Source organism: Rothia sp. HMSC066H02, from assembly GCF_001814995.1.
Lineage (GTDB): Bacteria > Actinomycetota > Actinomycetes > Actinomycetales > Micrococcaceae > Rothia > Rothia mucilaginosa.
Genome location: NZ_KV818688.1, coordinates 1 through 22929 on the forward strand (window position 1 = coordinate 1; position 22929 = coordinate 22929).

A 22929-nucleotide genomic window follows, 5' to 3' on the forward strand; every position below is an offset into this window, starting at 1 on the left:
TTCGCAGGTTATTGATGAACCCTTGCCGGCGGTGTACACCAACAGCTCTTTGCCGACCATCAGTGCGCAGCAGATGATTGACGAATTCTCTGCGCAAATCGATGCAGCCGAACTTGCCCTCATCAACGAGCAAGCATCCGCTGCAGAGGTCGTTGAAGAGCCAACCCCGGTATCCGGTGCACCGGATACCGGGGGAGACTCCAACGGCCATTTCGTCGTACCCAAAACCACCTCTCAAGACCCCTCACAGGATTGGGAGGAATTGGGAGGTGATTTGAATCAGGAGGGTGACGGATTCGAATCCGCCGGGTCGGGACGGGACGGGAACGGGCAGGGCACCGCTCGCGGTAGCGAGCAGAGTGCCCCTGTAACTGACCCTTCCGCTGGGACTCAGGCGGCGAATTCCTCCCAATTACTCCGAATCGATTTGAATCATGAGGGTGACGGATTCGGATATGCCGGGTCGGGTCGGGACGGTAAAGCCGATAAGAACCTAACCACTTCAGAATCGAAACGCCCTCGTCATCGCCGAGCTCGACCCCGCCGAACCAGGAGGTAAGCGTGAAAGCGCAAGACTATTTGATGCTCAATGCACGAACCATGACTGAAGCTCAATTCCAATCAGCAATCATCACCCTGGCAACCCGCCTGGGATGGATGCACTACCACACCCATGACTCCCGCCGGTCGCCGGCTGGTTTTCCTGACCTGGTACTCGTCCATCCCATCAAGCGGCGAACCATCTTCAGAGAATTGAAGGCGATGAAGGGGCGAGTTTCCGCAGCACAAATCCAGTGGCTCGATGCGCTCGCTTCGGCTGGCCAGGACGCTGGAGTGTGGAGACCAGACATGTGGACCGCAATCGTGAAGGAGCTGAGTCAATGACTGAGCAAGATGTCGCTGAGATGCGCCGCCGGGTGCGAGCCATCCTGAATGTCTTGGCCTTTGCCCATGTTCGAGCTGAGGATATGGGGGCATCAGCTGAGGCGCTCGAAGATGCTCCGCTGGAAATGGCGTTGCTAGATCAGCTTCGGCAGGCGGTCGTGGAGCAGGGTACCGAGCACGGGAAAGGTTCTTCATCTGCCGGGGCGCGCTCGCCTCTGGATGTTGCGGCGTTGGATTTGTGGACTGCGGTGGGTCGTTCTGCTGCGGAGACTGCGGCAGCTGTTGGGGTGCCGGCGGGGAAATCTCCAGCTGACACTATGCGTGCCGTCATGCCTCATATCGCTCATACTAGTCTTCCTGTTCTGGTTTGGATTGGCGAGGAATGGAGCGAGTGGCAGTCAAAGATTCAGGAGTATCTGCAACCTACCCGCCGCACGCCGATAGACCGTGCGTGCCCTGTCTGCCACCAGAAGCTCCGAATTTGTCGAGATGAATTCGGTGCAACAGTACAGAAGCCATGCCTGGTAGCTGTCTGGGACGTTGAGGGGGAGCAGGTTCAGCGCGTCGAATGTTCGGCTTGCTCGGCAATCTGGCCGCGTGCTTTCCTGTGGAATCTGCTGTCTGCGGATGAGGAGGAGGAGACGCTGGTTAGACTGTCCTCTGGCGGGTGACGCTGGTAGTTGCACAAGGGGGGATGATGACGCTAGACTGTCTCGCTTACCACTGGTGTGTCCTCTGCCTAGCAGGGGGGGGGTGGTAATGAAGCGGGAGACATGTTCAGTCGTGTCGGATTCTTCCTCTGGTGGGGGAGGAGGGAAAGCAATAGCCTCCCCCACCAGGTACCAGCCCGCAAGCTACAAATGAATAGTGGAAGAAGGAGGAAGCGTAATGGCAACCAGTCGTACCGGTACCGCCCGCTGGAAGAACCTCCGGAAGCAGGAACTCGCCGCAGCTTTTGAACGCGGCGACATGCGCTGTCCTATTTGTTTCGTTGCCTATGATTGGCACAGGTCGAAGCAACCGAATAGTCCCGAGCTTGACCACGTGACAGCTCACGCTGAAGGTGGCAAAGATGTTGTGGAGAATACCCGCGTCATCTGCCGCCAATGCAACCAGAGACTCGGCGGAAAGCTTGGAGGTAAACGCTCTCAAGCTCGCAAGACGATTAGAGTTGCTGAACCGATTCGACCGAAAACAACGCTGATCCTTTAGCCCCAACCACACACCCCAGCCGGTGACCTCTCACCGCTATAAGGGGGACATTATCAACCGGGGCAAACCACCTGAAGCAAACAGGACCAGGGGGGTACCCCCTCCCCCGGAGGGTGAGTTCGCGCCCTCCGGCGATAGCGATATATCCACAGCAAATTTCCACATAATACGGGTTCGACAAGGAGTGATACCTTGAGTAAAGGCAAGCCTAAGCAGCTCGAACCTATCGATTTTGAGGGAGCCACCCAAGAGGAAGGCTCCCTTTCTCATGCCACCGCAAACGGCACCCGCCTCGACAGGCTCCGTGCCCTGCGCAGCAAGCTTGCCGCGCATATTGACAACCCGAACACACTGGCCCGTGACCTAGCCGCGCTCGCACGCCGATTCCAGGACCTCGACAAGGACATCGAGGAACTCGAACAGCTAGAGCAGCAGTACGGGGCAGAGATTGAAGGAGAGCACCATCATGAAGAAGATGCCCCCTTCGACCCGTCCACTCTCTGAGGTCGCCGCACAGCTCAAGATACCTGCTGGAATTGTGGCGACCGGTTGGCCGTCCATTGCTCGGCAGCTAATCAAGATGGCCTACCCGCTCGATAGTTGGCAGGTGGATATTGGCCGACTGGTTTTCGCGAAGCGCAAGGACGGGTTCTATGCCGCAGGCGTGGGTGGCGCCGCACTGAGCCTGCCTCGACAGGTCGGTAAGACTCATATGATTGCTGGCTTTATCTTCGCTGCATGCATCGCTTCTCCAAATACGCTCGTCCTCTGGTCGGCGCACCGCGCTCGCACCCACAACGAAACTTTCCAGTCTATGCAGGGCATCGCGGCTCGCCCGGCGGTTGCCCCGTTCATCTCCCATGTCCGCCGCGGCGCCGGCCAGGAGGCCGTAGAGTTCGCGAATGGTTCACGAATTCTCTTCGGCGCGCGCGAATCCGGCTTTGGTCGCGGCTTCGCGAAGGTGGACATCATTGTGCTGGATGAGGCGCAGATTCTCACCGAGAAGGCGCTCGACGACATGCTCCCTGCGACCAACGCCGCACCGAACGGCTTGGTGCTGATGATGGGCACCCCGCCGAAGCCGACCGACCCAAGTGAGGTGTTCACACGCCACCGTGCCGAAGCGCTCGCTGGAGACCGCGACAAACTCTATGTGGAGTGTTCAGCAGACCCCGGAGCCCGAGCCGACGATAAGAAGCAATGGGCGAAAGCCAACCCGTCATTCCCGACCCGAGTTAGCGCCGTCGCAATCGAGCGCATGCGCAAGAACCTCACCCCCGATTCATTCAGGCGTGAGGCACTCGGCATCTGGGACGAAGCCGCCGCAACCCAGTCGGCTTTCACCCCCGAAGCATGGCACGCCTGCGAGGGCGAAGCACCCAAGGAAGGCCGCACCGTATTCGGTGTGCGATTCTCGCCCGACGGTATGGAGGTCGCGCTCGCTGTGGCGCGCCGCCCGGATACCGGCGGCCCAATCTTCATCGAAGGCCTGCAATCTATGCCTCTGTCTCACGGCACCGGCTGGCTCGTAGACTTCCTCGCTGAACATGCCTCCCGCGCCGCCCAGATTGTCATCGATGGTAAGGCCGGCGTCGGCTACTTGACGAACGCGCTCCGTGAAGCTGGCGTGAAATCCAAGACGCTCATCTGGCAGCCCTCGCTAGACCAGGTCATCGTTGCTCACGCAATGGTCGACCAGGCAGTCATCGGCAAGGACCTCACTCATAGCAACCAGCCTGAGCTCACTCAGCAGGTGCTCTCATGCACCCGCCGAAAGATTGGCAACCGAGGAGGTTTCGGCTGGCAAGCAGCAGAAGGTGGCAGTGTCACGATGTTTGAAGCCGCCACGCTGGCTTATTGGGCTGCACGCACTACCAGGAGAAACCCCGCACGGAAACAAAGGATTAGCGTATGAGTGACTTCTTCCCTATCCCCGCCGATGGTGGGGATATTTTTACGCCCACCGAGTTGGCGCAGCTACGGCTCATGCGAGACCAGCTACAGGCCAAGCGCGCCAGGAACCGGGTGCGACAGAACTATTACGACCAGCGTGTAGGGCTCAAAGATTTGGGTATCTCGATTCCTCCGCAGCTGCGGAATATCGATTCGGTGCTCGGGTGGCCTGCCAAGACCGTGGATGTGCTCGCTGACCGTATCCGATTTGAGAAGTTCATCTCGACTCATGAGAGCAATATCGACCCGTTTGGTTTGAATGAGTTGGTGGCGCAGAACGATTTTCAGGAGGTGTTCGCCCAGGCGGCATCCTCCGCTCTGATCAATTCGTGCGCGTTCATCACGGTCACACAGGGCGATACTGAGGCGGGCGAGCCGGAGGTTCTTTGGCTGCCGCGTAGCGCTCACTGGGCTACCGGATTGTGGGATCAACGCAAGCGCTCGCTCGCCGCCGGGTTGTCTGTGACTCGTACGGATACGGACGAGTTTGGGGACGTGACGGTGCGCGAGGTAACCGTGTACCTGCCGGATAAGACGGTGGTGCTCGGGTTCCCTGCGGCTGGTGAGCGTGCTGAGGCTACCGCTGTTGTGCTGCCGAACCCAGTGGGGCGTCCTTTGATGGTTGCTCTGGTGGTGGGGGCTGACCTGCGCCGCCCGTTTGGGCGCTCGCGGATTACGCGGGCGGTCATGTCGCTAACGGATTCGGCGGTGCGTACGATTGTGCGTTCCGAGGTTGCGGCGGAGTTTTTCTCGACGCCGCAGCGCGCTATTTTGGGCGCGGACCCGGAGGCGTTGGAAGCGTCGAAGTGGGACGCGGTCATGTCGAAGATGCTCGCGATTAGTAGGGATGAGAACGGTGAGTTGCCGCAGATTCAGCAGTTCTCACAGATGTCGATGCAGCCGCATACTGAGCAGTTGCGGCAGTGGGCGGCGTTGCTGGCGGCGGAGTCGTCTATCCCGTTGGATGAGCTTGGTTTTCCTTCTGATAACCCTTCGAGTGATTCGGCGATTCAGTCGCAGCGCGACCCGTTGCGGCTGGCGGCGGAGCGCTGTATCAGGGGGTTCCAGTCTGCGTTGCGTCAGGTTGCTGTGCTGACGGTGGCTTTGCAGCATGGGTGGGAAACCGCCCAGGAAGTAACAAATGTACAGGCGCACTTCGCGCCGACGGTGCATGTATCGGATGCGGCTGCGGCGGATGCTGTGCTGAAGCAGGTGCAGGTCATGCCGTGGCTCGCGGAATCCGGCGTGGTGTTGGAGAAGCTCGGATACAGTGCGGCGACGGCGGAGCGGCTCATGAACGATAAGCGCCGCGCTGAAGGCGTCCAGGCTCTTGGGTTCTATAAGCAGTACAAGGAACGCAAGGATGCTGAGAAGGCGCAGCAGCAGGAGAAGCTCGCGAAGCAACCGCTGGGTGAGTTTGAAGTAACAGAATAACGGAATGATGGCGAGGTACCCCCGGTATGGATATGCAGGATATTAGGTACCTCGCCGAAGGTTTGAACGGTATCGTGGCGGAAGCTACAGATCTGTTTGAGGCACGCATCAGGGAGCTTGTTGAGCAGGGTGCACCGTGGGAACTGGTGCGTGAAGAAGCACGCCGCATGTTCATCTCACTGGTGGACGGATACCGTGTGCAGGCTGAAGCTTCGGGGGAGGAATGGTACCGGTATCTGCGGGAGCTCGCTGTGGGGGAGGCCGCTGGGTTGCCTTCTGTTGAGGTGCCGATGGTGGAGCACAGGAAGCTGAGCTCTGCTGTCTGGTGGGCTTCGCAGTGGCTGGAAGAGCCGAACGTGGATGTGGAGCGTGCACTGGCGGTGCTATCCGAGCGACTCGACCAGTTCATCAAGCATGCCGGGCGTGAGAAGGTCACGCAGCTTGCGATGGCTGATCCGGTGGCGAAGCGTTTCGGACGCGTGCCGGTGGGTTCCACCTGCACCTGGTGTGAGATGCTCGCTTCGCGCGGGTTCGTCTACACTAGCCCTAAGAGCGCCGGTCTGTTTATGCGGTTCCATTACAAGTGCGATTGCCAGGTGGTGCCCGGGTTTGAGGGCAAGAACCCGGTGGAGGGTTACGATCCTGGCGTGTATAAGGCTCGGTATGATGCGGCTGTTGCGGCGTTGCGTGCGGAGTCGAAGCCTGGAACACGCTTTGTTGATCGGCACGTGGCGGTGAAGATGGGGGAGATGTTTCCCGAGGTGTACCGCCGTAAACCGGCGGATCAGGTATGGGCTGGTGAGGATATCCCTCTTGGAGATGGTGTTGCTGCGCGTATGGCGGCAGAACACACCAAACAGGATGCTCGAGCATTACAGCGCTGGGCAGAAGGTAAACAGCCGGGTGGGACACCGGATTATGTGCGGCTGCAGAAGGCGATTCTGGGTGAGGTTCCCTGGACTCCTGAGCTGAAGAAGTTTCGTCGTGAGCTGGATAGCGCAATTGACCGGTCGGTGGCTTTGGAGCCATTTACGGTCTCGCGGTGGGCTCCGTTGGAGACTTTCGGCGTGGGCAAGGTTGAGGACCTGTACTCGCTTCGGGGTTCTTCCATGGAACATAGACCGTATATCGCTACTGCTGATAAACCTAGTGGGGTAAAAACTGGCAGCGGACGAGTTCAGATGCGCGTGTATGTTCCCGCAGGGTCTGGGCTCGCACCGGTATGGGAACACACAGAGAAATATCGGGGGCAGCGGGAAGTTCTGTTATTACGCGGTGGTATGCTTGACATAGTAAAGGTCAGGCGTATGCCTGACGGTTCCCCACTGGTTTTTGCATATTATCAGGAGATTCCCCATGAGTAGCGCGAACGCAGAAAAAGCCTACGATTATCGTGAAGACCCCGATTATTGGCGTGCCCCGTTCGATTTTACGAAGCCCACGTTTGATGTAAATACTCCGGAGGGGTGGAAGCGAGCTGAGTTGAATGGGCGTTATTTTAATGCTCCGGCTGCGCGCCCCGGTGCCGAGTATGAGTGGGGTTTAGCAGAGATTAAGCGTAGGTATGAAGCTAAGGAATTCCCCTTCGACGATAGCGAAGTAACCCTTTTGTATCGTGAGAAGGTAGCTAATGGTGAGTTGCCGGATGTTTATGCCGGCACTCCATACGATTTGGCGCTTCTGCCTTTCTAACGTAGTTTTCCCTTTCCGCCCGGGGTTTTGGGCGGCATAACCGAATATAGAACATATTTTTTACAACACCACCCGTGTAGACGAGTTTTCGTCTGCACCGGGTGGTGTTGGTGCTTAACGAAGCAAGGAGCAACCCTATGAGTGAGAACACCACAGTCGAGACGGCAGAAGCCTCCGAGCAGCCGCAGGTAACCCCCGCGGATGTCGCGGCGGCGCAGCACGAGCACATGGAGGAACCCGCGTTCCGCACCATCACCTCACAGCGCCAGCTTGACGCCATTATCGCCGAGCGACTCAAGCGTGAACGTGCAAAGTTTGCCGACTACGCCGACCTGCGCGAGAAGGCTGCCACCGTGGACGAGCTGACCACTCGTGCCGAGCAGGCAGAAGGGCGTCTAGCCGAGCTCGAGCACGCGGAGAAGGTGCGCGGATGGCGTGAAGCCGCCGCCACCGAGTACGGTGTTCCCGCTTCCGCCCTGCGCGGGGAGACGCAGAAGGAGCTAACCGAACACGCGGCGCTCCTGTCTGAGCTGCTCCACGGCGGTGCTACCGGTGGTGCGGCGGGTAACCGCACCGTCATCAAGACCGAGGGTGAAGGGGCGGGGCTTGCGCTCAATGGCGACCCGCTACTGGACAAGCTCAAGGGCGTCCTCGGCATCTAGCTAATCCTCTTCTAGGAAAGGAAAACACGTTATGGCTATTACCGCCGCAACTAAGACCAGCGACCTCGCCGGGTTTATCCGCCCCGAGATTGCACAGGCATACTTCGCAGAGGTTCAGAAGGCCTCTGTGGTGCAGTCTCTGGCACGTCAGGTGCCGCTCTCTGTCTCTGGTGAGGCTATCCCCGTCCTGACTGAGAAGCCCACCGCCTCCTGGGTGGAAGAAGGCGCTAAGAAGCCCACCACCCAGGCGGGGCTGACCATGAAGACCATGACCCCTAAGAAGATTGCCGCCATCGCGGTGGTCTCCGCCGAGGTCGTCCGTGCGAACCCCGGTAACTACATGGAAGTCCTTCGTCAGGAGATCGCTGAGTCGTTTGCTCGCGCGTTCGACGTTGCCGTTATTCACGGCACCTCGAACCCGTTCGGTGTTGGTACTAACCTCGCCTCCACCAGCAAGACTGTGAAGCTTGGTACTTCTCCCGCGAATAAGGGTGGTATCTTTGCTGACCTGAACTCGGGTCTGGATCTGCTGGTGAAGGACAAGAAGAAGCTCAACGGCTTCGTGTTCGATGACGTTGCTGAGCCGCTGTTTAATGCCTCGGTGGATGCTAACGGTCGCCCGCTGTTCGTGCCTGAGCCGACCGTGGCAACCGCTGCTGTGCGTTCCGGTACCGTGCTGGGTCGTCCTGCTTCGTTCGCTGATACCGTGGCGAACGGTACCACTGCCGGTTCGGTGGTCGGTATCGGTGGTGACTTCTCGAAGGCGCTGTGGGGCACTGTGGGTGGCATCAACTTCGATGTGTCCACCGAGTCCACCGTGACTATCGGTAACCAGCTGGTCTCTCTGTGGGAGAACAACCTGGTCGCGATTCGCGCCGAGGCAGAGTTCGGTTGGCTCATTGAGTCCAACGCCCACTTCGTGAAGTACACCCTCTAACCTGGGTTGGAGGTGTGTGACCTGTGATGATGGATGATTTTCCCGAGGTCACCGTGGAGGCGTTGCGGGCGCGTTGGCCGGATATGCCGCCGGGCTCCGAAGAGCATGCTCGTGTCCTTCTTGAGGATGCGGGCGTGCTCATCCGTGCGGCAGCGCCCGGCTGGTTCAACCTGCCGGCAGAGGCTATCACGATTGTGGCGTGCCGGATGGTCAAGCGCGCCATGGCTGCAGGGGCATTCGTGGAGGGTGCGTCATCTTTGACGCAGACGGCGGGGCCTTTTAACCAGCAGGTTAGCTTCGCGAACCCGAACGGGGATTTGTATCTATCCCGTGCTGAGAAGAAGCTGCTCGGGGTCGGGTCGCAGCGCGCCACCACCATTGACCTATTCCCTGCCTCCGGTTGCGGGATGGGAGGTGAAGGGCATGGGGTGGCTCAAACCCCGGTTCACGGTTTCACACTCGGCCTGGACTGAAGAAACACCTGATAGTTGGGGTTCCCATACTCGGGGCTGGAGTGCTGCAGTGCAGGTTGAGGTGTTTGGGTGGGCTTCACCGGGCGCGGATTCTGAGATTCGGGATACCGCTACCGGAGTCCACCGTGATCTTGACCTGTACGCTCCAACCGGGTTCACCCGCCCTCGCGACAGGGTAACCGTGGACGGGGTGCTGTACGAGTGCGTCGGCTGGCCAGAAGACTACACGCACGGCCCCTTCGGATTCGAGGCGGGTTACCGTATCAACCTTAAACGAGTGGAAGGCTGACAGACGAGTATGGGCAAGACGAAGGTGAAGCTGACGTTGGCAGGATTCTATGGTCTACGCACCAGCCCGGAGATGCTTGCCGCCCTGAACACGGAGGCGGCGAAGGTTCAGGCTCGCGCCGGTGCCGGGTTCGCGTCCTCCGCGAAAGCTGGCGCGAAAACAGCGGTGGCGCGTGTCTACCCAACCGGTGCCGCTGGTGTCCGGGCGGAAGCTAAGCACGGTGCCCTGTCCAAGGCCGTAGGCGGGTGGAACCGATGACACCGCAGATTGGTTCTGGCCGTTTGCATGCTCCGGATGTGTTCGCAGCGCTCCGCAAGGAGGCAAAAAGCTTGTGGGGTTCCCCGGTGTATGTAGCAGAGCCGCCAAACCCACGCCCGGCCGGCGTGTTCGCGGTGCTCACCCCTTCGGGTGGTGCCGAGGGGTCCCCGGCGCATGGGCAACGAGCATTCATTGCCGATGTGTGGGGTTCCACCGCGCAGGATGCATACAACGCTGCGGAGATGTTGCGAGGTGCGCTGCGTAGCATCGTGAACCAGGAGATCCTCGTAAGTAATGGACAGAGCGTGCTCGTCTACGGTGTGGATCCTGTGGGGGGTGTGGTGTGGATGCCAGACCCCGATGATAAGATTCCGCGATTTCGGATGAACTTCACGGTGACGTACCGGAACACGTGGATAGACCTGTTATAGCCCCTGTTGTGGGGCAGGAAGGAGCACGTTATGGCGCTTGTTGCTGATAATGTGCGTGTCGCTGTTACCGGCGGCGTTTACGTTGGTGCCATCGGCACCGCAACCCCGGCTAACGCGACCGCCCCGGTGGACGCGAAGCTGAAGGACCTCGGCTACATCAGCGAGGACGGGGTGACTCAGAGCATCGACTCTGACACCAGTGAGATTAAGGCCTGGCAGAACGGTGACGTGGTGCGTGTCATCCAGACCTCGCACAAGGTCACTTTCCAGTTCACGCTCATCGAGACGAACGAGGAAGTCCTCAAGCTGTTCTACGCGGATACCACTGCGAACGGGTCGCTGGTGCGAATGACCGGCGCACAGTCCCCGCACCAGACGTTCGTACTGGACGTACTGGACGGCAAGAAGGTTCTGCGTATCGTCATCCCCGACGGTCAGGTAACCGAGCGTGGCGAGGTGACCTACAAGAACGGCGAGGCTGTCGGCTACCAGGTGACCGTCACCGCGTACCCTGACTCGCAGGGTGTGAAGGCGTACAAGCACCTGGGCACCAAGCTCTAAGAGGCTGGTTTAGGTTTGCGGCACGCCCCCTTCTTCTGGTTGTGCATTGTGGTTGGCTCCCTTTGAGGGTTTCTGGAGCCACAGGCCGCGCACACCAGAGGGGCGTGCCGCGCTCGCTTCCCCAACGAAACCCTACCCGATACTTTTGATTTGGAAGGAAACCCCTCATGTCGGAGAAGAACTACGCGTTTACCCGCACCAGTGACAAGAAGGCTGCAGGTGGCGCGCCGGTTGTGAAGGTGAAGCTGCGCGGCAAGACCTGGCAGGTAGACCCCGCCGCGCTGGATGATGCGGAGCTGATGGAGCAGCTGCTCGCGATTGACGAAGGCAACCCCAAGGGTATGTTCTCCGCGGTGGAGTCATTGCTCGGTGCCGAGGCAAAGCAGGACGTGTTCGAGACGCTCCGCGACCCTGAGACCGGGCGTGTACCCATGACCTTGTTCACCGGGTTCTTTACCGACATGATGAACGCTTTGAACCCAAACTCCTAAAGCTCGCGGCTCTCCTGCGAGAGAACCGCGAGCTTGTGGAGATTGACCTCATCCGCTACTACCATGCCCCGTACGCCGCCCTAGCCGCGGAGTATGGGGCACAGTTGGTGGCGGCGATGGTCGTGAACCTGCCGTCAGATTCGGCGACCATGCGGCATTACGCGCAAGGTTGGGGGCTGGAAGCCCAGCTACTGGCCGGGGTGTTTGACCGGCTGGTCGAGGCGAACTGGCAGCGCAGTGCAGACGGGCAGAAAGGCCGGAACAAGCCGAAGCCTCTGCCTCGCCCCGGTGTGCAGGGCGCTGGTGTACGTGTCGGTTCGGGCAGTATGAGCCTGGACGAAGCGAAGTACTGGCTGGCGCAGCGGCGAGCCGGCGGTGGTGCCGTGGTGGGGCAGGAAACAATCAAATAACCGGATAGAGGAAGTGATGATATGGCTGGCGGGTATGAGCTTGCGAAGGCATACGTGACTGTGCTCGCCTCGACCAAGGGCGCGGGCGCACAGATTGTGTCTGAGATTGGTGATGCTGGCGACCGCGCAGGTTCGCAGGCAGGTACTAAAGCATCCTCAGCGTTCGGGCGTATCTTCTCATCTTCCGTTGCTCCACTGGTGGCGAAGGCTATCGGCGGAATCAGCATCGGCTCGGTCTTTGGCACCGCGTTTACGAAGGGTTTTAACCGCCTGAAGGCTATTGATGTAGCGCAGGCGAAGCTCCGAGGCCTGGGTAACGACGCTGATGCGGTGTCGGTCATCATGCAGAATGCATCTGCATCGGTGAAGGGCACGGCTTTCGGCCTGGACGCAGCGGCAACCGCCGCAGCTGGCGCGGTTGCCGCCGGTATCCAGCCGGGCGAACAGCTTGAAGCTGTCCTGAAGTCGGTCTCAAACTCTGCCGCTGCGTCTGGCTCCAGCATGGAGGAAATGGGCGGAATCTACGCTAAGGTTGCGAGTGTCGGCAAGGCACAGAATGACGTCCTCGCACAGGTCGCAGACCGAGGAATCCCGATCTACCAGGCATTGGGTAAGCAGCTTGGCGTGACGGCAGAAGAAGTTTTCAAGATGGCCTCTGACGGCAAGATCAACTTCGAGCAATTCGAGAAGGCGATGACCTCCGCCGCCGGTAACGTCGCATTCGAAATGGGCAACACGCTACCTGGCGCGTTCGCCAACGCACAGGCCGCGCTCGGTCGCTTCGGTGCAAACATCCTTACCGGCATATATCCCGCGCTCACCAAATTCTTCCTGGCATTCCAGCAGTGGATGAAGCCGGTCGAAGCATTCGGTAAGGTTATCGGCGCACAGATTGGGGCGGGTATCACCAAGGCTGGAGAAGCCATTAGCGCCTTTGCTGCGGGCTTCAAGTCCACCATGGGCGATGGTAAGAGCTTCACGGTCACCTTCGAGATTATCCGTGAAGAGATTGCCCGGTTTGCCTCCGCGTTCCAAACCCAAGGCGCGGGCATTGTCGGTGTAGCCCAGAAGGTAGGGGCATTCCTTGGGACCGTCTTACCTCCTCTGCTGCATTCCTTCGTCTCGGTTGCACTGAATATTATCCGAGTGGTGGGCTCCCTGGCGGTTGCGTTCAAATCCGTACTCCCCAGCTTCAGTGGAGCAGGGGACGGCGCAAACGCAGCAACGAGTGCATTCGATATCCTCGAGTCTTCTATCCGTCTACTCTCAACTGGCCTCTTCCAGCTCTCCCAGTTCATCGAAAACCATCAGCAGGGAGTCGGCCGGCTCGTCCTCGCACTCGGGACCGCCGTCACCGCATACAAAGGCGTGACAACCGCAATCGGGCTGGGAAAGAGCGCCATCGAATCCTACAACACCGCTATGGGCGCCATTTCGTCGGCCAAAGACACCGTCATGGGCGTAGCCGAAGGATTCAAAATGCTAACCAGCGGAGCAGGCTCCGCCCGAGAAATCGCAGAACTCGGAAGGAACTACCAGCTGGGTGCAACCGCCGCCTCCGTCTACGAGGTCGCAGTCCGCGCAGCAGCTACAGCACAAACCGCCTTCAACACCGCCGCCGCAAACATCGCAGGCAACCTCTCCAAAGCATTTGGTCTGATGAAGGCTAATCCCTTTACCTCTCTGGTCGGTGCTATCGGCATCGTAGCAGGTGCGCTCGCCTACTTCTTTACTCAGACGGAGACTGGGCGCGCCGCGTGGGAATCGTTGATGCAGGCTATCCAGCCCGCACTGAACACAATCCTGCCACTCATTGGCCAGCTGGGCGAGAAGCTCATCCAGTCACTGCAACCGGCACTTCAGCTCATCATCCCCGCCCTGCAGCGGTTCGCAGTCATGGCAACCCAGCTATTCACTGAGGTTGTCCAGGCTGTCCAGCCAGTCATTGACAGGCTTATCCCGCTCATCGGTCAGGCAATCGCGGCACTCATGCCCATTCTGACGCAGATGGGTGCGGCGCTCATGGCGTCCCTGGGACAGATTGGCCAGCATCTGGCGCCGTTGCTCCCGATGATTGTCCAGTTCGGCACCCAGATCATGCAGGCGCTCGCTCCGGTGGGAGAACAGCTGATGAATCAGCTTGTCCCTGCGCTCGCTCAGCTGGGAGCTGCGGTCATGGCGATGCTCCCGCAGATTATGGAGATTTTCCGTCAGCTGGGGGAGATGTTGCTTCAGCTCGTGCCGGTGTTTGGTCAGATTGTGGCGGTAGTCGTGGATTTGGGTACTCAGGTGCTCGCTGCGCTGCTGCCTGCAATTCAGAGCCTTCTGCCAGTGCTTGCGGCAATCGTGGGGGCGGTGGCAGGTGTTGTCGTTGTCCTCGTGACCTCGCTGATTCCTGTCTTCGCCTCCGTGGTGCAGGCAATCGTCCCTCTCATCACGACGCTGATTGACATTCTGGTGCCTGCAATTCAGGCGGTCCTGAATGTGGTCACGACCGTGGTGCAGGCAATCGTCCCGATTGTCCAGGGCGCCCTCAATATCGTCGTCGGCATCATCAAGACGGTGACCGCAATCATTAAGGGCGACTGGAGCGCCGCGTGGGAGGGCATCAAGCAGATTCTCTCCGGTGCCTGGGAAGTCATCAAGGGCATTGTCGTTGGTGCAATCAACATCGTTAGCTCCATCATCACGAACGCTGTGAACCTGATTCGTAGCATCTGGGATGCCGCCTGGAACGGTATCGGACGAATCGTCTCAACCATCTGGGAAGGCATTAAGAACGGCGTGGCTGCAGGCATCAACACCGTGGTCGGATTCTTCCGCTCGATGGGCACCGACATCATCGGCGTGGTGCGGGGCATCCCTGGTCAAATGATCTCTATCGGCCGCGACATCGTGGGAGGTATCGCATCTGGTATCCGTAACGCCGCCGGCGCGGTGATGGATGCCGCCCGCAGTGTCGTCAACGCTCTGCCTGATTTCGTGAAGTCTGCTCTAGGAATTCACTCGCCGTCTCGTGTCATGCGTGACCAGGTGGGCGTGTGGATTCCCGCGGGCATCGCCGCCGGTATCGACAAGACATCCGACATGGCTGTGGACGCGGTGCGGTCGATGACGGACGCTGCTGTTGAGGCGGCACAGGATGGGATGGGTTCTCTCTCGATGGCGCTCACCCCGGGCGCCGTCAGTGGCGGGTTCAACATCGGTGGAGTTGCCGCTGGTGTGGGTCGCGCTTCGGCACGCGCTGCTGTGGCGACCCCTGCTGTTGGTAGGGCGTTGCATGTGCATGTGAATGCTGGTGAGGAGATGGCTCCCGAGCGGTTCGGTCGGCGTGTTGGTGAGGCCATGTCGCACCAGCTGAGCGGTTTGGAAGGAGCGTTGCTTTGATAGGTAAGGATGGGCTCCGCGTGGAGCTGACCGGGGCGCACGGCACCCTGGTACTCACCACCTTTGAAGAGCCGGCAGGAGACTTGGAAGTGTGGGTAACCGACCTGGCGGGCTGGGTCGGCGGCGTTGGAGTTGAGTCTGATGATGCGCAGCGTAAGCTCGGGCACGGCATGGTTCACGCCCCGGCGCGCCGTACCGGGCGCACGCTCACGCTCAAAGGTAGCGCTGTGTCGAACACGGGCGTGCAGGTGCGCGAGCTTGCCGACCGGTTCGTTTCATCCCTGCTGTGGGATGGCCGGCTCGGCACGCTCCGGGTCGCCACGGACACACTCGACCTAACGGGAGAGGTCCGGCTGGATGGGGACGTGAAGGTAGAGTTCCTTGGGGATTCCGCCTTTCTGTTTGAGGTGCCACTTTTTGCACCCGAGCCGTGGCTGTACGCGCCACCGCGCACCTATCAGCTTTACCCAGCCGGCGCGGGGGTTGGTTTGCGATTCCCGCTGTTCGTGCCTGAGCAACCTACACGCGGTGTGCTCTCGTTTGGCTCGCAGGCCCCGATGACAACCTCGATCGTAAATGAAGGCAACGTGGATGCCTACCCGGTTTATACGGTGCGTGGAGATTGGTCTAGCGGGTTCCGCATCACTGCGGAGAACCGGATTATCGAGTACCCGTACGCGGTATTGGCAACCGCGCCAGTCACAATCGATTGTGCCCGAGGCAGGTTGCTGATTGGTGGCGTGGACAGGACGAGTGAGCTGGTGTCGCGCGAGTGGCACAAGATCCCGCCGCGTGCCGGGTTCGTGCCGGTTGTGCAGGCGCTCGCGCCGGCGACCGGTTGGGTCGATGTAACCGCACGCTCAACATACATTTAGGAGAGAACATATGAGTGTTGGTTTTGGAATGGCGCCGGACGCGCAGGGGAACGGAACCACCCCTGACGACCTCCAGGCGGTGCTCGCGGCGCAGTACCCCGAGCCGGGCATTATCTCCGGCTGCACTGTGGCTACCCGCTCCAGCATGGAATACACCATCGCCCCGGGCGCAGTCGTGGTACATATCGCGCCGAGCCGTGCGGTGCTAGTGCCGGTGGTCGGGCAGACCATCACCACGCGCCCTGCTCCCGCGACCGGCGCTCGCACCGACTACGTTTATGTGGAGCAGCAGACCCAGCCCGTGAACGGATCCATTAGCGCACGAGTCGCGGTCGGTACCCAGGTGCCGGACAACGCGGTGGTAATCTCCAAACGCGAAATTAAAGCGGGCATGACTGGCACGAACGCCGCACCAGAGACCGCCAACGTGACGTTCGCCCGCCCCATCGGCGGCACCCTCGGTGTGCTGTTCTCGCACAAGACCGAGACGGACGTGGTACACGACAAGACGGACGGCGTGATTACGCGCGGCAAGGGCATGTTCTTCCTGCCCACCGACCGTACCCTCGATATTCGGCTCACCTCGTCCATTTCCAGCGTTGCCGCCAACGTTGCGAAGGGAACGCTCTCCACCTCCGCAGCTTCCAGTTCCCCGTCCGACCGGGGCAGCGTGAACTATGACATTTGGATTGACAATAAGTTGGTGCTACGTCGCGAGCGAGTCTTCACCAACGTGTGGGACACCGTCGATTATTCGGACGTGGTGGTGCTGCCGAAGGGCTCGCACACTATCCACTACACCGTGAGCCTGCGTGTGTGGGGTTGGGAGAAGTGGACCACCCGCTATGAGGGCTTCGGAGCGAAGTACCCCTCGGATGTTCTGCGGGTTATCGATATGGGCGTGGCGAAGGAGTAGCTGTGGGATTCAGGCTGTACTGGCTGGATACGGTGACCGGTGCGGTCGGTTCCCCCATCCAGGACGTGACCGCATGCTCCTGGGCAATAAGCCTGAACAAGGTCGAGGAGCTTACGTTCACGATTCCGAAGCGGAGCTTGGCAGGGCACCAACGCACAACCTATGAGCCGCTCACAGGCGGCGTGCTCCTCACCCACACCGGGCAGGACGGCACCGAGTACCCACTTATTGCCGGCCCCATCATCGATTGGGGCACCGAAACCGGCACAAACCTGGAACTCAAGTGCGCGGGTGTGCGTGAGCTGTTCGAGCGCCGCACCATCTGGGACACCCTAACCTACAAGACCATGAGCCTGGGCGAGATTGCCTGGGCTCTTGCTGTTCACGGCATGAACCGCCCCGGTGGCGGACTACCGGTGGTGCACGGCGTGCAGGGTGGGCTCGGGGCACAGACCAGAGAACGTACCTATGAGCGGTGGAACGTCTCGAACAACCTCATCGGCAAACGCTGGAGCGAGCTGTCGGCGGTTATTAACGGCCCCGATATTATGCTGCGCCCTCGCTGGAAGAGTGAGGCGCACACTCATATTGAATGGGTGTTCATGCACGGGGTTGAGGAATACCCGTTCATCGCGCAGAAGTTCACGCCGGACTTCGACACAACCGCGCTCGCCGCAGCCGACATTGAGGTGAAGGTTACCTCCACTGGTAAGGACATCACGCACCGCATCTGGTGCACCGGTGCAGGAGAAGGCGAAGGTACCGCCATCGCTTGGGCGGAGAACCTTACTCAGGTGTGGCGCGATCATGCACCGTTTGTGGAGGGCATCATCACCGATGCAGACCAAGCCGACACGTTCGTGCTGAAGCAGAAAGCCGAAGGCGCATTGGTGGCGCGGGCAAAGATGATTGACCAGGTCACCATTGAGATGGGCACCGACAGGCTCGGTGCACCGCTCGGATCGTGGTTTGTGGGCGATACCGCCACCGTCACCCTGGCAGGTTGGTTGTCGGTGCCAGATGGGACGCGGCAGATGCGCATCATCAAGATGACCGGTACCCTCGCCGGGTCGGTGACGCTGGATTTTCAAGAAGCATCCTGGCAATAAAAAAGACAGGGAGGTAACCGGTGGTTGATTATATTGACCAGCGCCCTACGCCCGCGCAGGCGGTGGACACGCTACGTGCGCAGCTCATTAGGGCGCGGACACCCGCGTCCACGCCGCACGGTATTAAAATCGCGCGCCAGAATGAAGCGACCCTGTACCTGGATTCCACTGGTTCGGCGCGCCGCTGGGACGGGGACACGCTCGCGAACTTCGATGAGCGTCTGTCCGAGGCGGGCAAGGTCGTCGTGCAGGCGCGGCAAACTCTGCAGAAGGCAGAGCTTGGGCTGGTCGAGGCGGAGTCCCGCATCCAGGCAGTGGAGCAGCAGACAAGTAAAGACGCCATCACCAAAAAGGCGGTGGCGGGGCTTAAAGGTTTGTCGGAGCCGTGGATTGGGCGGGACATGATTGTGCCCGGCACGATTGATGTGCGGCGTTTGAATGTGACGCAGGAGTTGGCTGCGCAGGTGGTGCGCGCGATGAGTGCGGAGACGAAGAATCTGGTGGTGACCGAGGACGCGATTTTGAACCGAGCCACGATTATCGAGGGGCTGGTGACTTCGAAGGTCGCGGCGAAGCTGGTCACGAGTGGTCTGCTTCAGACGACGGAGGCGGAGCGGCGCGGCCTGAAAATCAATTCGTCAGGCATCGCCGCATACAACCACTTGGGTGAGCAGACTGTAAAGATTGACGCCAATGGTGTGGAGAACGAGTTCCGCGGTACCTTCCACACCTCCGACAAGTCCAAGCCTGGTCTCTCGATTTACACCACCCCCGGTCGCGGTCCAGCGGGGAGCATAGACTCGGTCATCGAGATGCGCACCGGCGCGAGCGATGCCACTACACCCTCGGGTGTGGTGCGCATGAATCCGCAGGGTGCGCTCACCCTTGGTGTGCAGCCCTCGGGTACGAACCCCGCCGATGTGAAGGGGCTCGTGGTGCTCCCTGACGGGGATGTGACCGTGCAGGGGCGCATGATTATGAACCAGGGCATGTACCTGCGCACTCTCATCGAGCAGTCCGAGACGACCATCTTCATCGCTGTTGGGCCGCTGGAGATCCCGCGCCACTCTGCAGTGCGGAGGCGCATCACGTTCCGTGAGCAGGTGCAGCTCCCTGTGGTGGTTACGCAAGCCGGTAACTCGATCTGGCCGATTGTGTCGAACGTCTACTCAAGTTCCAGAAGCCACGTTGAGGTGATTGTGCACAACGTGACGAATGAGCTCATCCGGGATGCGTGGGTGGATGTCGTCATCCTGCCTATCAAACGATAAGGAGAAACCTAGTGACTTTGGAGCAGTGGCAGGCTAAAGCCCTGTACCTTCAGCAAGAGAATGAGAAGCTGCGGCGCGAACTGCTGGATGAGCGGATTCTTGCCGGTGTCATCCGCCTAGAATCCCCTGAGACCACCCCGGCACCACCGGAGCCGGTGGTAGGTGAGGTTATCGACCCAGGCGCACGGGTGGGCGATGAGCTCTAAAATCGAGGTGAACTTCGGCAAGACCGGGTACCCGCCCGGCACCACCGGAGCCGTCGCGTTCATCCCCTCACACCCCGGCGTTGAGCTAGGTACCGCCGAAACGACCGGGTGGCTCGGGGCAGGGCAGCAACTCTATGAGGATGCCACCGAGACGGGCATGGTCGAGCTGGCTGTGCCAGAATCTGGTGCAGTGTCCTATGACGTGGTCGCTTACCTCAAAGACGGCGATGGCGTGATGCTGGAGGGGCAGCCCGTACAGCGTCTCACCATCCAAGCCGGAGACGGCCCCGTGACGCTGCAGGACGCGCCACTGCTCGTCCAGGCAGGGGAGACCGTAACGACGCAAACCTACGCACGCCCCTCCTGGGCGTCCAGTCCGGTAGAAGCACCCGCTCCAGCGCCGGTACCGCGCCCGGATAAACCCGGTAGTGATGATGGAGGGCATGTTGCCCCGGTTGCGCCTACGGTACGTCCCATCCTGGACATGTCCGAGGTCCGCGACTATGTAGATAAGCAGCAGCGCATTCTGGATGCGAACCGCTCCTACCGGGCACGGATGCGCTCGATTGTGCCGCCCACCTATTTTTATCCCGACTACTGGAAGCCGGTCGCGGAGCAGAATTGGCACACCATGGCGCAAGCCTCCGAAGTCTGCCCGTTCCTCATCATTAACCCGGCGTCTGGCCCTGGAGAAGGCCCCGGCTCCCCGCAGCACAAGGATTTCACGAATCAGCTCAAGCTCAACAGGGGTGAATACGGGCAGAAAATATACGGCTACATTCGGACGGGCGCATCGATTGGGCAGCCCCGCGACCTGGAGACCCTGTTCGATGAGGTGCGCAAGTACATCGAATGGTACGACGTGGACGGCATCTTCTGGGATGAGGCGTATAACGGCTGGGGCGACCAGGCAGGCAAGGAAGAATTCCACCACCGCATCGCCGACCGCTTCAACGCGCTGTACCCGTGGATGCCCACAATCGTGAACCCCGGCGCGAACACCACCGCAGGGATGGTCGGCACTGGCTGGCACATGATGACCTTCGAGAACGAAGCATCCCTGTATCTAACTGATAAATACCTCGTGCAGGAGCATTATAAGGGGCAGCCGAGGCAGATGTTCTGGCACTGTATCCACGACATCGCAGGGTTTGAACAGGCGGTGCAGGTACTACGCCTGGCGGACACCCTGAACGTGGGCATCCTTTATCTGACGGACGACACGATCTGGGAGGTCAGGGACGGAGTGCGTTCCAGGACGGCGAACCCGTACGACAGGTTGCCTGCCGCGTGGCTGTGGAGGTTGCAGATTGCGTGGGCGAAGGGCGAGCTGGATGATTACCTCACCCAGGTTGATATTCTGCGGCAGAACCTCGCCGTGCTCGAATCTGTGGGGGCTCCGGCGGAGGCGCTAACTGCTGCGAGGTTGAAGATCCAAGCAATGACAGGAGGGAACTAGATGGGTGTGAGTGACACCGTGAGCGAGTCCGGTTTTGTGCCCGCTTATGGGCTGGTGACGGCGAAGTTCGTGACGCACCAGCGTGCGGCGGGCGGTACAGCGGATGGTGTGCCGGTGCAGGGACGTGTGGTGTTTACGCCGACTACGCGGGTTGCGGATGCTGAGACGAAACGAGTTTTTGTTCCTGCGCCGGTGACCGGCTGGCTGCGTGACGGGGTGCTCTGGGACGCGCCGCGCGGCGGGAACCAGGGGGTGCACCTGATGGCTCCGAGCCCGGGGGCGGTGCCTTCTGAATGGGGGTACCGTGTGGAGGCACAGCTGCGGGATGTAGCGGGATGTGCCGCGCAGCTGCCGTACCCGAGCATTTATGTTCGCGCGGGGGAGACGCTAAATTTGGCGGAGGTTGCCCCCGCCGGTGCGGAGAGTACGATTCCTGCGCCGGTACCGGTGAAGGGTGACCCTGGCGAGCCTGGCCCCAAGGGTGAGCGTGGTGAGGCTGGAGAGCGAGGCCCCAAGGGCGACCCTGGCGAGCCTGGCCCCAAGGGCGACCGTGGCGACCGTGGCGAGCGTGGAGAGCCCGGCCCCAAGGGCGACCCTGGCGGGCTGGACGCGGAAGCAGCCGCACTTGTGCAACGCCTCGCCTCCGGGGCAACCCCGCGCGATACTGGCTGGCGACGCGAAGAGTCCCCAGCCATCGCCGCCGGAGCTCTTTTCTACCGTCGCGTCGGAGACTGGTGCATCATCGCCGTCCGCGGCGGCCCATGGGACACTATCACTGTCCACGACCGCCCCGACATCACAGATTCGAATTACCACGACAGGGGCGAAAAGATTCGTCTCAGCAACAACGTTCCACCCGGGTGGCAATCCAACAATCCTGTACTAGCCCCCGTGGTCACAGACACGGGAGAATCCCGAGGGATCATTCTCCTCCACTCAAGGGGCGACGGGAATCGTATCACCTGGCGCCGCGGGACCCTTAACCTTTCCCTACAAAACCGCAGCAACCTGCGGTGTGGCCTGCTCATCTACCCAGCCTTCGACCCGTTCCCGACCGCACTGCCGGGCACCCCAGCCTAAACGTGGTGCGGGAACACCAAAAAATTATTCACTTAGAAAGGACGGTAACCAGACATGGCTACCATCGCACAAGAACTTGCAGCCTCCCAGGACGCCGACCTGCTCAAGCGCGCCATCCAGGCCGCCCAGCGCCAGCGTATCCCCAACGCCCAGTACTCTGTCGAGGCAAACATTGGGCTACTCGTCTCCCTGCCCGCCGGGGCAGGCTCCACCCAGACCATCGCAGACGAACACGCCTACGCCGTCACTGAGCATGCCAGGGCAGTGGCTGCACTAGATGAGGCGCAGGCCGAGCTGAACGCCAAGCGTGCCGCGCTTGCTTCTCCAGGTGCGGACCCGGCCCGTGTGACGGATGAGTACATCATGCACGCCATTGGGGTTCTCTTCAAGGCGCCCAACGCCGAAGAAACCACCACTGTGGGAGAGTAGGCGCGGTGATGTTGCCGGAGATTCCCCGCATCGGGCACCCGGTGCTGGACGGCATCATCCAAGCCGTCGTCTCGGTCGGAGCCGTGCTTTTCTCCCTGCTGATTGTCTGGCTTAAGTGGGGTGCCCCGCAATGGGAGCGTCTGAACTCCAAGGTGCGCTCCATCAAGGAACAGACCAACAACAGCCATGAGACAAACTTGCGTGATGACCTGGATAAGGTTCTTGCGCAGGTGAAGCAGGTGAGCGAAGCGCTGACACAAATGCAGGGCGAGACGAATACCGCCCTGCTGAACGTGGTGAAACGCTTGGATACCATCGCCGAGGACTTTACTGCAGCTCGCGCCGAGCACGCCGATTTTCGGCGAGACATTGGCGGGCTGCGGGAGGAGATGCGGCATGCGCGCAAGCGCCATGATGCCAGCGAGGACAGAATTACTGCCATCGAAACATTGGGTGGCTCATCTTTTGCCCGCGCTATGAAGAAGGAAGATTAGCCCCCCATGTGGGGG

Annotated in this window: 26 protein-coding genes; all 26 read left to right on the forward strand. The window is 60.4% G+C overall.

The window, feature by feature from the left end:
- Window positions 1–559, forward strand: a 559-nt coding sequence (locus tag HMPREF2999_RS09555) for a hypothetical protein (protein ID WP_210399545.1), incomplete at its 5' end; no start/stop codon positions are given.
- Window positions 560–561: 2 nt separating this feature from the next.
- Window positions 562–885 (forward strand): VRR-NUC domain-containing protein, encoded by a 324-nt coding sequence (locus tag HMPREF2999_RS07310; RefSeq protein ID WP_246823099.1) that lies wholly within the window; start codon window positions 562–564, stop codon window positions 883–885.
- 83 nt (window positions 886–968) lie between these two features.
- Window positions 969–1556: a DUF7341 domain-containing protein gene (locus HMPREF2999_RS07315; RefSeq protein ID WP_141757057.1), complete on the forward strand. Its 588-nt coding sequence runs from the start codon at window positions 969–971 to the stop codon at window positions 1554–1556.
- 217 nt (window positions 1557–1773) lie between these two features.
- The gene (locus HMPREF2999_RS07320) at window positions 1774–2097 is read left to right on the forward strand and encodes an HNH endonuclease (RefSeq protein WP_070676444.1); all 324 of its coding nucleotides are present in this window, start codon (window positions 1774–1776) and stop codon (window positions 2095–2097) included.
- Between the two features lie 192 nt (window positions 2098–2289).
- Window positions 2290–2601 (forward strand): hypothetical protein, encoded by a 312-nt coding sequence (locus tag HMPREF2999_RS07325; RefSeq protein ID WP_070676442.1) that lies wholly within the window; start codon window positions 2290–2292, stop codon window positions 2599–2601.
- Window positions 2564–4012: a terminase large subunit domain-containing protein gene (locus HMPREF2999_RS07330; protein WP_083315098.1), complete on the forward strand. Its 1449-nt coding sequence runs from the start codon at window positions 2564–2566 to the stop codon at window positions 4010–4012. Before HMPREF2999_RS07325 ends, HMPREF2999_RS07330 begins: the two co-directional genes overlap by 38 nt.
- Window positions 4009–5484 (forward strand): phage portal protein, encoded by a 1476-nt coding sequence (locus HMPREF2999_RS07335; protein ID WP_070676440.1) that lies wholly within the window; start codon window positions 4009–4011, stop codon window positions 5482–5484. The genes HMPREF2999_RS07330 and HMPREF2999_RS07335 overlap by 4 nt, the downstream gene beginning before the upstream one ends.
- A gap of 26 nt (window positions 5485–5510) precedes the next feature.
- Complete coding sequence (locus HMPREF2999_RS07340; protein WP_070676438.1) at window positions 5511–6848, forward strand: VG15 protein; 1338 nt, start codon at window positions 5511–5513, stop codon at window positions 6846–6848.
- On the forward strand, window positions 6841–7176 hold the full coding sequence (locus HMPREF2999_RS07345; RefSeq protein ID WP_070676436.1) for a hypothetical protein: 336 nt from the start codon (window positions 6841–6843) through the stop codon (window positions 7174–7176). Before HMPREF2999_RS07340 ends, HMPREF2999_RS07345 begins: the two co-directional genes overlap by 8 nt.
- A gap of 137 nt (window positions 7177–7313) precedes the next feature.
- The gene (locus HMPREF2999_RS07350) at window positions 7314–7838 is read left to right on the forward strand and encodes a hypothetical protein (RefSeq protein ID WP_070676434.1); all 525 of its coding nucleotides are present in this window, start codon (window positions 7314–7316) and stop codon (window positions 7836–7838) included.
- Between the two features lie 31 nt (window positions 7839–7869).
- Window positions 7870–8775, forward strand: coding sequence for a phage major capsid protein (locus HMPREF2999_RS07355; RefSeq protein WP_070676432.1), 906 nt, complete (start codon window positions 7870–7872; stop codon window positions 8773–8775).
- Window positions 8776–8801: 26 nt separating this feature from the next.
- A complete protein-coding gene (locus tag HMPREF2999_RS07360; RefSeq protein WP_070649335.1) occupies window positions 8802–9248 on the forward strand; it encodes a Gp19/Gp15/Gp42 family protein in 447 nt (148 codons plus the stop codon).
- Window positions 9249–9546: 298 nt separating this feature from the next.
- Window positions 9547–9795 carry a hypothetical protein gene (locus tag HMPREF2999_RS07370; RefSeq protein WP_070676428.1) on the forward strand — a complete coding sequence of 83 codons (249 nt, stop codon included), beginning with the start codon at window positions 9547–9549 and terminating at the stop codon, window positions 9793–9795.
- Entirely contained in the window at window positions 9792–10226 is a 435-nt protein-coding gene (locus HMPREF2999_RS07375; RefSeq protein ID WP_070676426.1) for a hypothetical protein, read from the forward strand. Before HMPREF2999_RS07370 ends, HMPREF2999_RS07375 begins: the two co-directional genes overlap by 4 nt.
- A gap of 30 nt (window positions 10227–10256) precedes the next feature.
- Entirely contained in the window at window positions 10257–10787 is a 531-nt protein-coding gene (locus HMPREF2999_RS07380) for a phage tail tube protein (RefSeq protein WP_070676424.1), read from the forward strand.
- A gap of 167 nt (window positions 10788–10954) precedes the next feature.
- Window positions 10955–11278, forward strand: a complete 324-nt coding sequence (locus HMPREF2999_RS07385) for a hypothetical protein (RefSeq protein ID WP_070649345.1) — start codon at window positions 10955–10957, stop codon at window positions 11276–11278.
- 35 nt (window positions 11279–11313) lie between these two features.
- On the forward strand, window positions 11314–11688 hold the full coding sequence (locus HMPREF2999_RS07390) for a DUF5361 domain-containing protein (RefSeq protein WP_070676422.1): 375 nt from the start codon (window positions 11314–11316) through the stop codon (window positions 11686–11688).
- Window positions 11689–11709: 21 nt separating this feature from the next.
- The gene (locus HMPREF2999_RS07395) at window positions 11710–15075 is read left to right on the forward strand and encodes a tape measure protein (protein WP_070676420.1); all 3366 of its coding nucleotides are present in this window, start codon (window positions 11710–11712) and stop codon (window positions 15073–15075) included.
- A 20-nt stretch (window positions 15076–15095) separates the two neighbouring features.
- Window positions 15096–15950: a phage tail family protein gene (locus tag HMPREF2999_RS07400; protein ID WP_141757058.1), complete on the forward strand. Its 855-nt coding sequence runs from the start codon at window positions 15096–15098 to the stop codon at window positions 15948–15950.
- 10 nt (window positions 15951–15960) lie between these two features.
- The gene (locus HMPREF2999_RS07405; RefSeq protein ID WP_141757059.1) at window positions 15961–16866 is read left to right on the forward strand and encodes a hypothetical protein; all 906 of its coding nucleotides are present in this window, start codon (window positions 15961–15963) and stop codon (window positions 16864–16866) included.
- Window positions 16867–16868: 2 nt separating this feature from the next.
- Entirely contained in the window at window positions 16869–17975 is a 1107-nt protein-coding gene (locus HMPREF2999_RS07410; RefSeq protein WP_070676414.1) for a hypothetical protein, read from the forward strand.
- 20 nt (window positions 17976–17995) lie between these two features.
- A complete protein-coding gene (locus tag HMPREF2999_RS07415; protein ID WP_070676412.1) occupies window positions 17996–19246 on the forward strand; it encodes a hypothetical protein in 1251 nt (416 codons plus the stop codon).
- A gap of 11 nt (window positions 19247–19257) precedes the next feature.
- Entirely contained in the window at window positions 19258–19452 is a 195-nt protein-coding gene (locus HMPREF2999_RS07420) for a hypothetical protein (RefSeq protein WP_070676410.1), read from the forward strand.
- A 484-nt stretch (window positions 19453–19936) separates the two neighbouring features.
- Window positions 19937–20911, forward strand: coding sequence for a spherulation-specific family 4 protein (locus HMPREF2999_RS07425; RefSeq protein WP_168165998.1), 975 nt, complete (start codon window positions 19937–19939; stop codon window positions 20909–20911).
- A gap of 1134 nt (window positions 20912–22045) precedes the next feature.
- Window positions 22046–22420, forward strand: coding sequence for a hypothetical protein (locus HMPREF2999_RS07435; RefSeq protein ID WP_070676404.1), 375 nt, complete (start codon window positions 22046–22048; stop codon window positions 22418–22420).
- 8 nt (window positions 22421–22428) lie between these two features.
- Window positions 22429–22914 carry a DUF2746 domain-containing protein gene (locus tag HMPREF2999_RS07440; RefSeq protein WP_070676402.1) on the forward strand — a complete coding sequence of 162 codons (486 nt, stop codon included), beginning with the start codon at window positions 22429–22431 and terminating at the stop codon, window positions 22912–22914.
- The last annotated feature ends 15 nt before the right edge of the window (window positions 22915–22929 follow it).

Bases quoted from the DNA above. Each gene is read 5' to 3' on its own strand.
- HMPREF2999_RS07330 (WP_083315098.1), top strand. From the start codon at position 2,564: ATGAAGAAGATGCCCCCTTCGACCCGTCCACTCTCTGAGGTCGCCGCA.
- HMPREF2999_RS07425 (WP_168165998.1), top strand. From the start codon at position 19,937: ATGTCCGAGGTCCGCGACTATGTAGATAAGCAGCAGCGCATTCTGGAT.
- HMPREF2999_RS07345 (WP_070676436.1), top strand. From the start codon at position 6,841: ATGAGTAGCGCGAACGCAGAAAAAGCCTACGATTATCGTGAAGACCCC.
- HMPREF2999_RS07335 (WP_070676440.1), top strand. From the start codon at position 4,009: ATGAGTGACTTCTTCCCTATCCCCGCCGATGGTGGGGATATTTTTACG.
- HMPREF2999_RS07435 (WP_070676404.1), top strand. From the start codon at position 22,046: ATGGCTACCATCGCACAAGAACTTGCAGCCTCCCAGGACGCCGACCTG.
- HMPREF2999_RS07405 (WP_141757059.1), top strand. From the start codon at position 15,961: ATGAGTGTTGGTTTTGGAATGGCGCCGGACGCGCAGGGGAACGGAACC.
- HMPREF2999_RS07375 (WP_070676426.1), top strand. From the start codon at position 9,792: ATGACACCGCAGATTGGTTCTGGCCGTTTGCATGCTCCGGATGTGTTC.
- HMPREF2999_RS07440 (WP_070676402.1), top strand. From the start codon at position 22,429: ATGTTGCCGGAGATTCCCCGCATCGGGCACCCGGTGCTGGACGGCATC.
- HMPREF2999_RS07380 (WP_070676424.1), top strand. From the start codon at position 10,257: ATGGCGCTTGTTGCTGATAATGTGCGTGTCGCTGTTACCGGCGGCGTT.
- HMPREF2999_RS07385 (WP_070649345.1), top strand. From the start codon at position 10,955: ATGTCGGAGAAGAACTACGCGTTTACCCGCACCAGTGACAAGAAGGCT.
- HMPREF2999_RS07350 (WP_070676434.1), top strand. From the start codon at position 7,314: ATGAGTGAGAACACCACAGTCGAGACGGCAGAAGCCTCCGAGCAGCCG.
- HMPREF2999_RS07315 (WP_141757057.1), top strand. From the start codon at position 969: ATGGGGGCATCAGCTGAGGCGCTCGAAGATGCTCCGCTGGAAATGGCG.
- HMPREF2999_RS07370 (WP_070676428.1), top strand. From the start codon at position 9,547: ATGGGCAAGACGAAGGTGAAGCTGACGTTGGCAGGATTCTATGGTCTA.
- HMPREF2999_RS07340 (WP_070676438.1), top strand. From the start codon at position 5,511: ATGGATATGCAGGATATTAGGTACCTCGCCGAAGGTTTGAACGGTATC.
- HMPREF2999_RS07320 (WP_070676444.1), top strand. From the start codon at position 1,774: ATGGCAACCAGTCGTACCGGTACCGCCCGCTGGAAGAACCTCCGGAAG.
- HMPREF2999_RS07395 (WP_070676420.1), top strand. From the start codon at position 11,710: ATGGCTGGCGGGTATGAGCTTGCGAAGGCATACGTGACTGTGCTCGCC.
- HMPREF2999_RS07355 (WP_070676432.1), top strand. From the start codon at position 7,870: ATGGCTATTACCGCCGCAACTAAGACCAGCGACCTCGCCGGGTTTATC.
- HMPREF2999_RS07360 (WP_070649335.1), top strand. From the start codon at position 8,802: ATGATGGATGATTTTCCCGAGGTCACCGTGGAGGCGTTGCGGGCGCGT.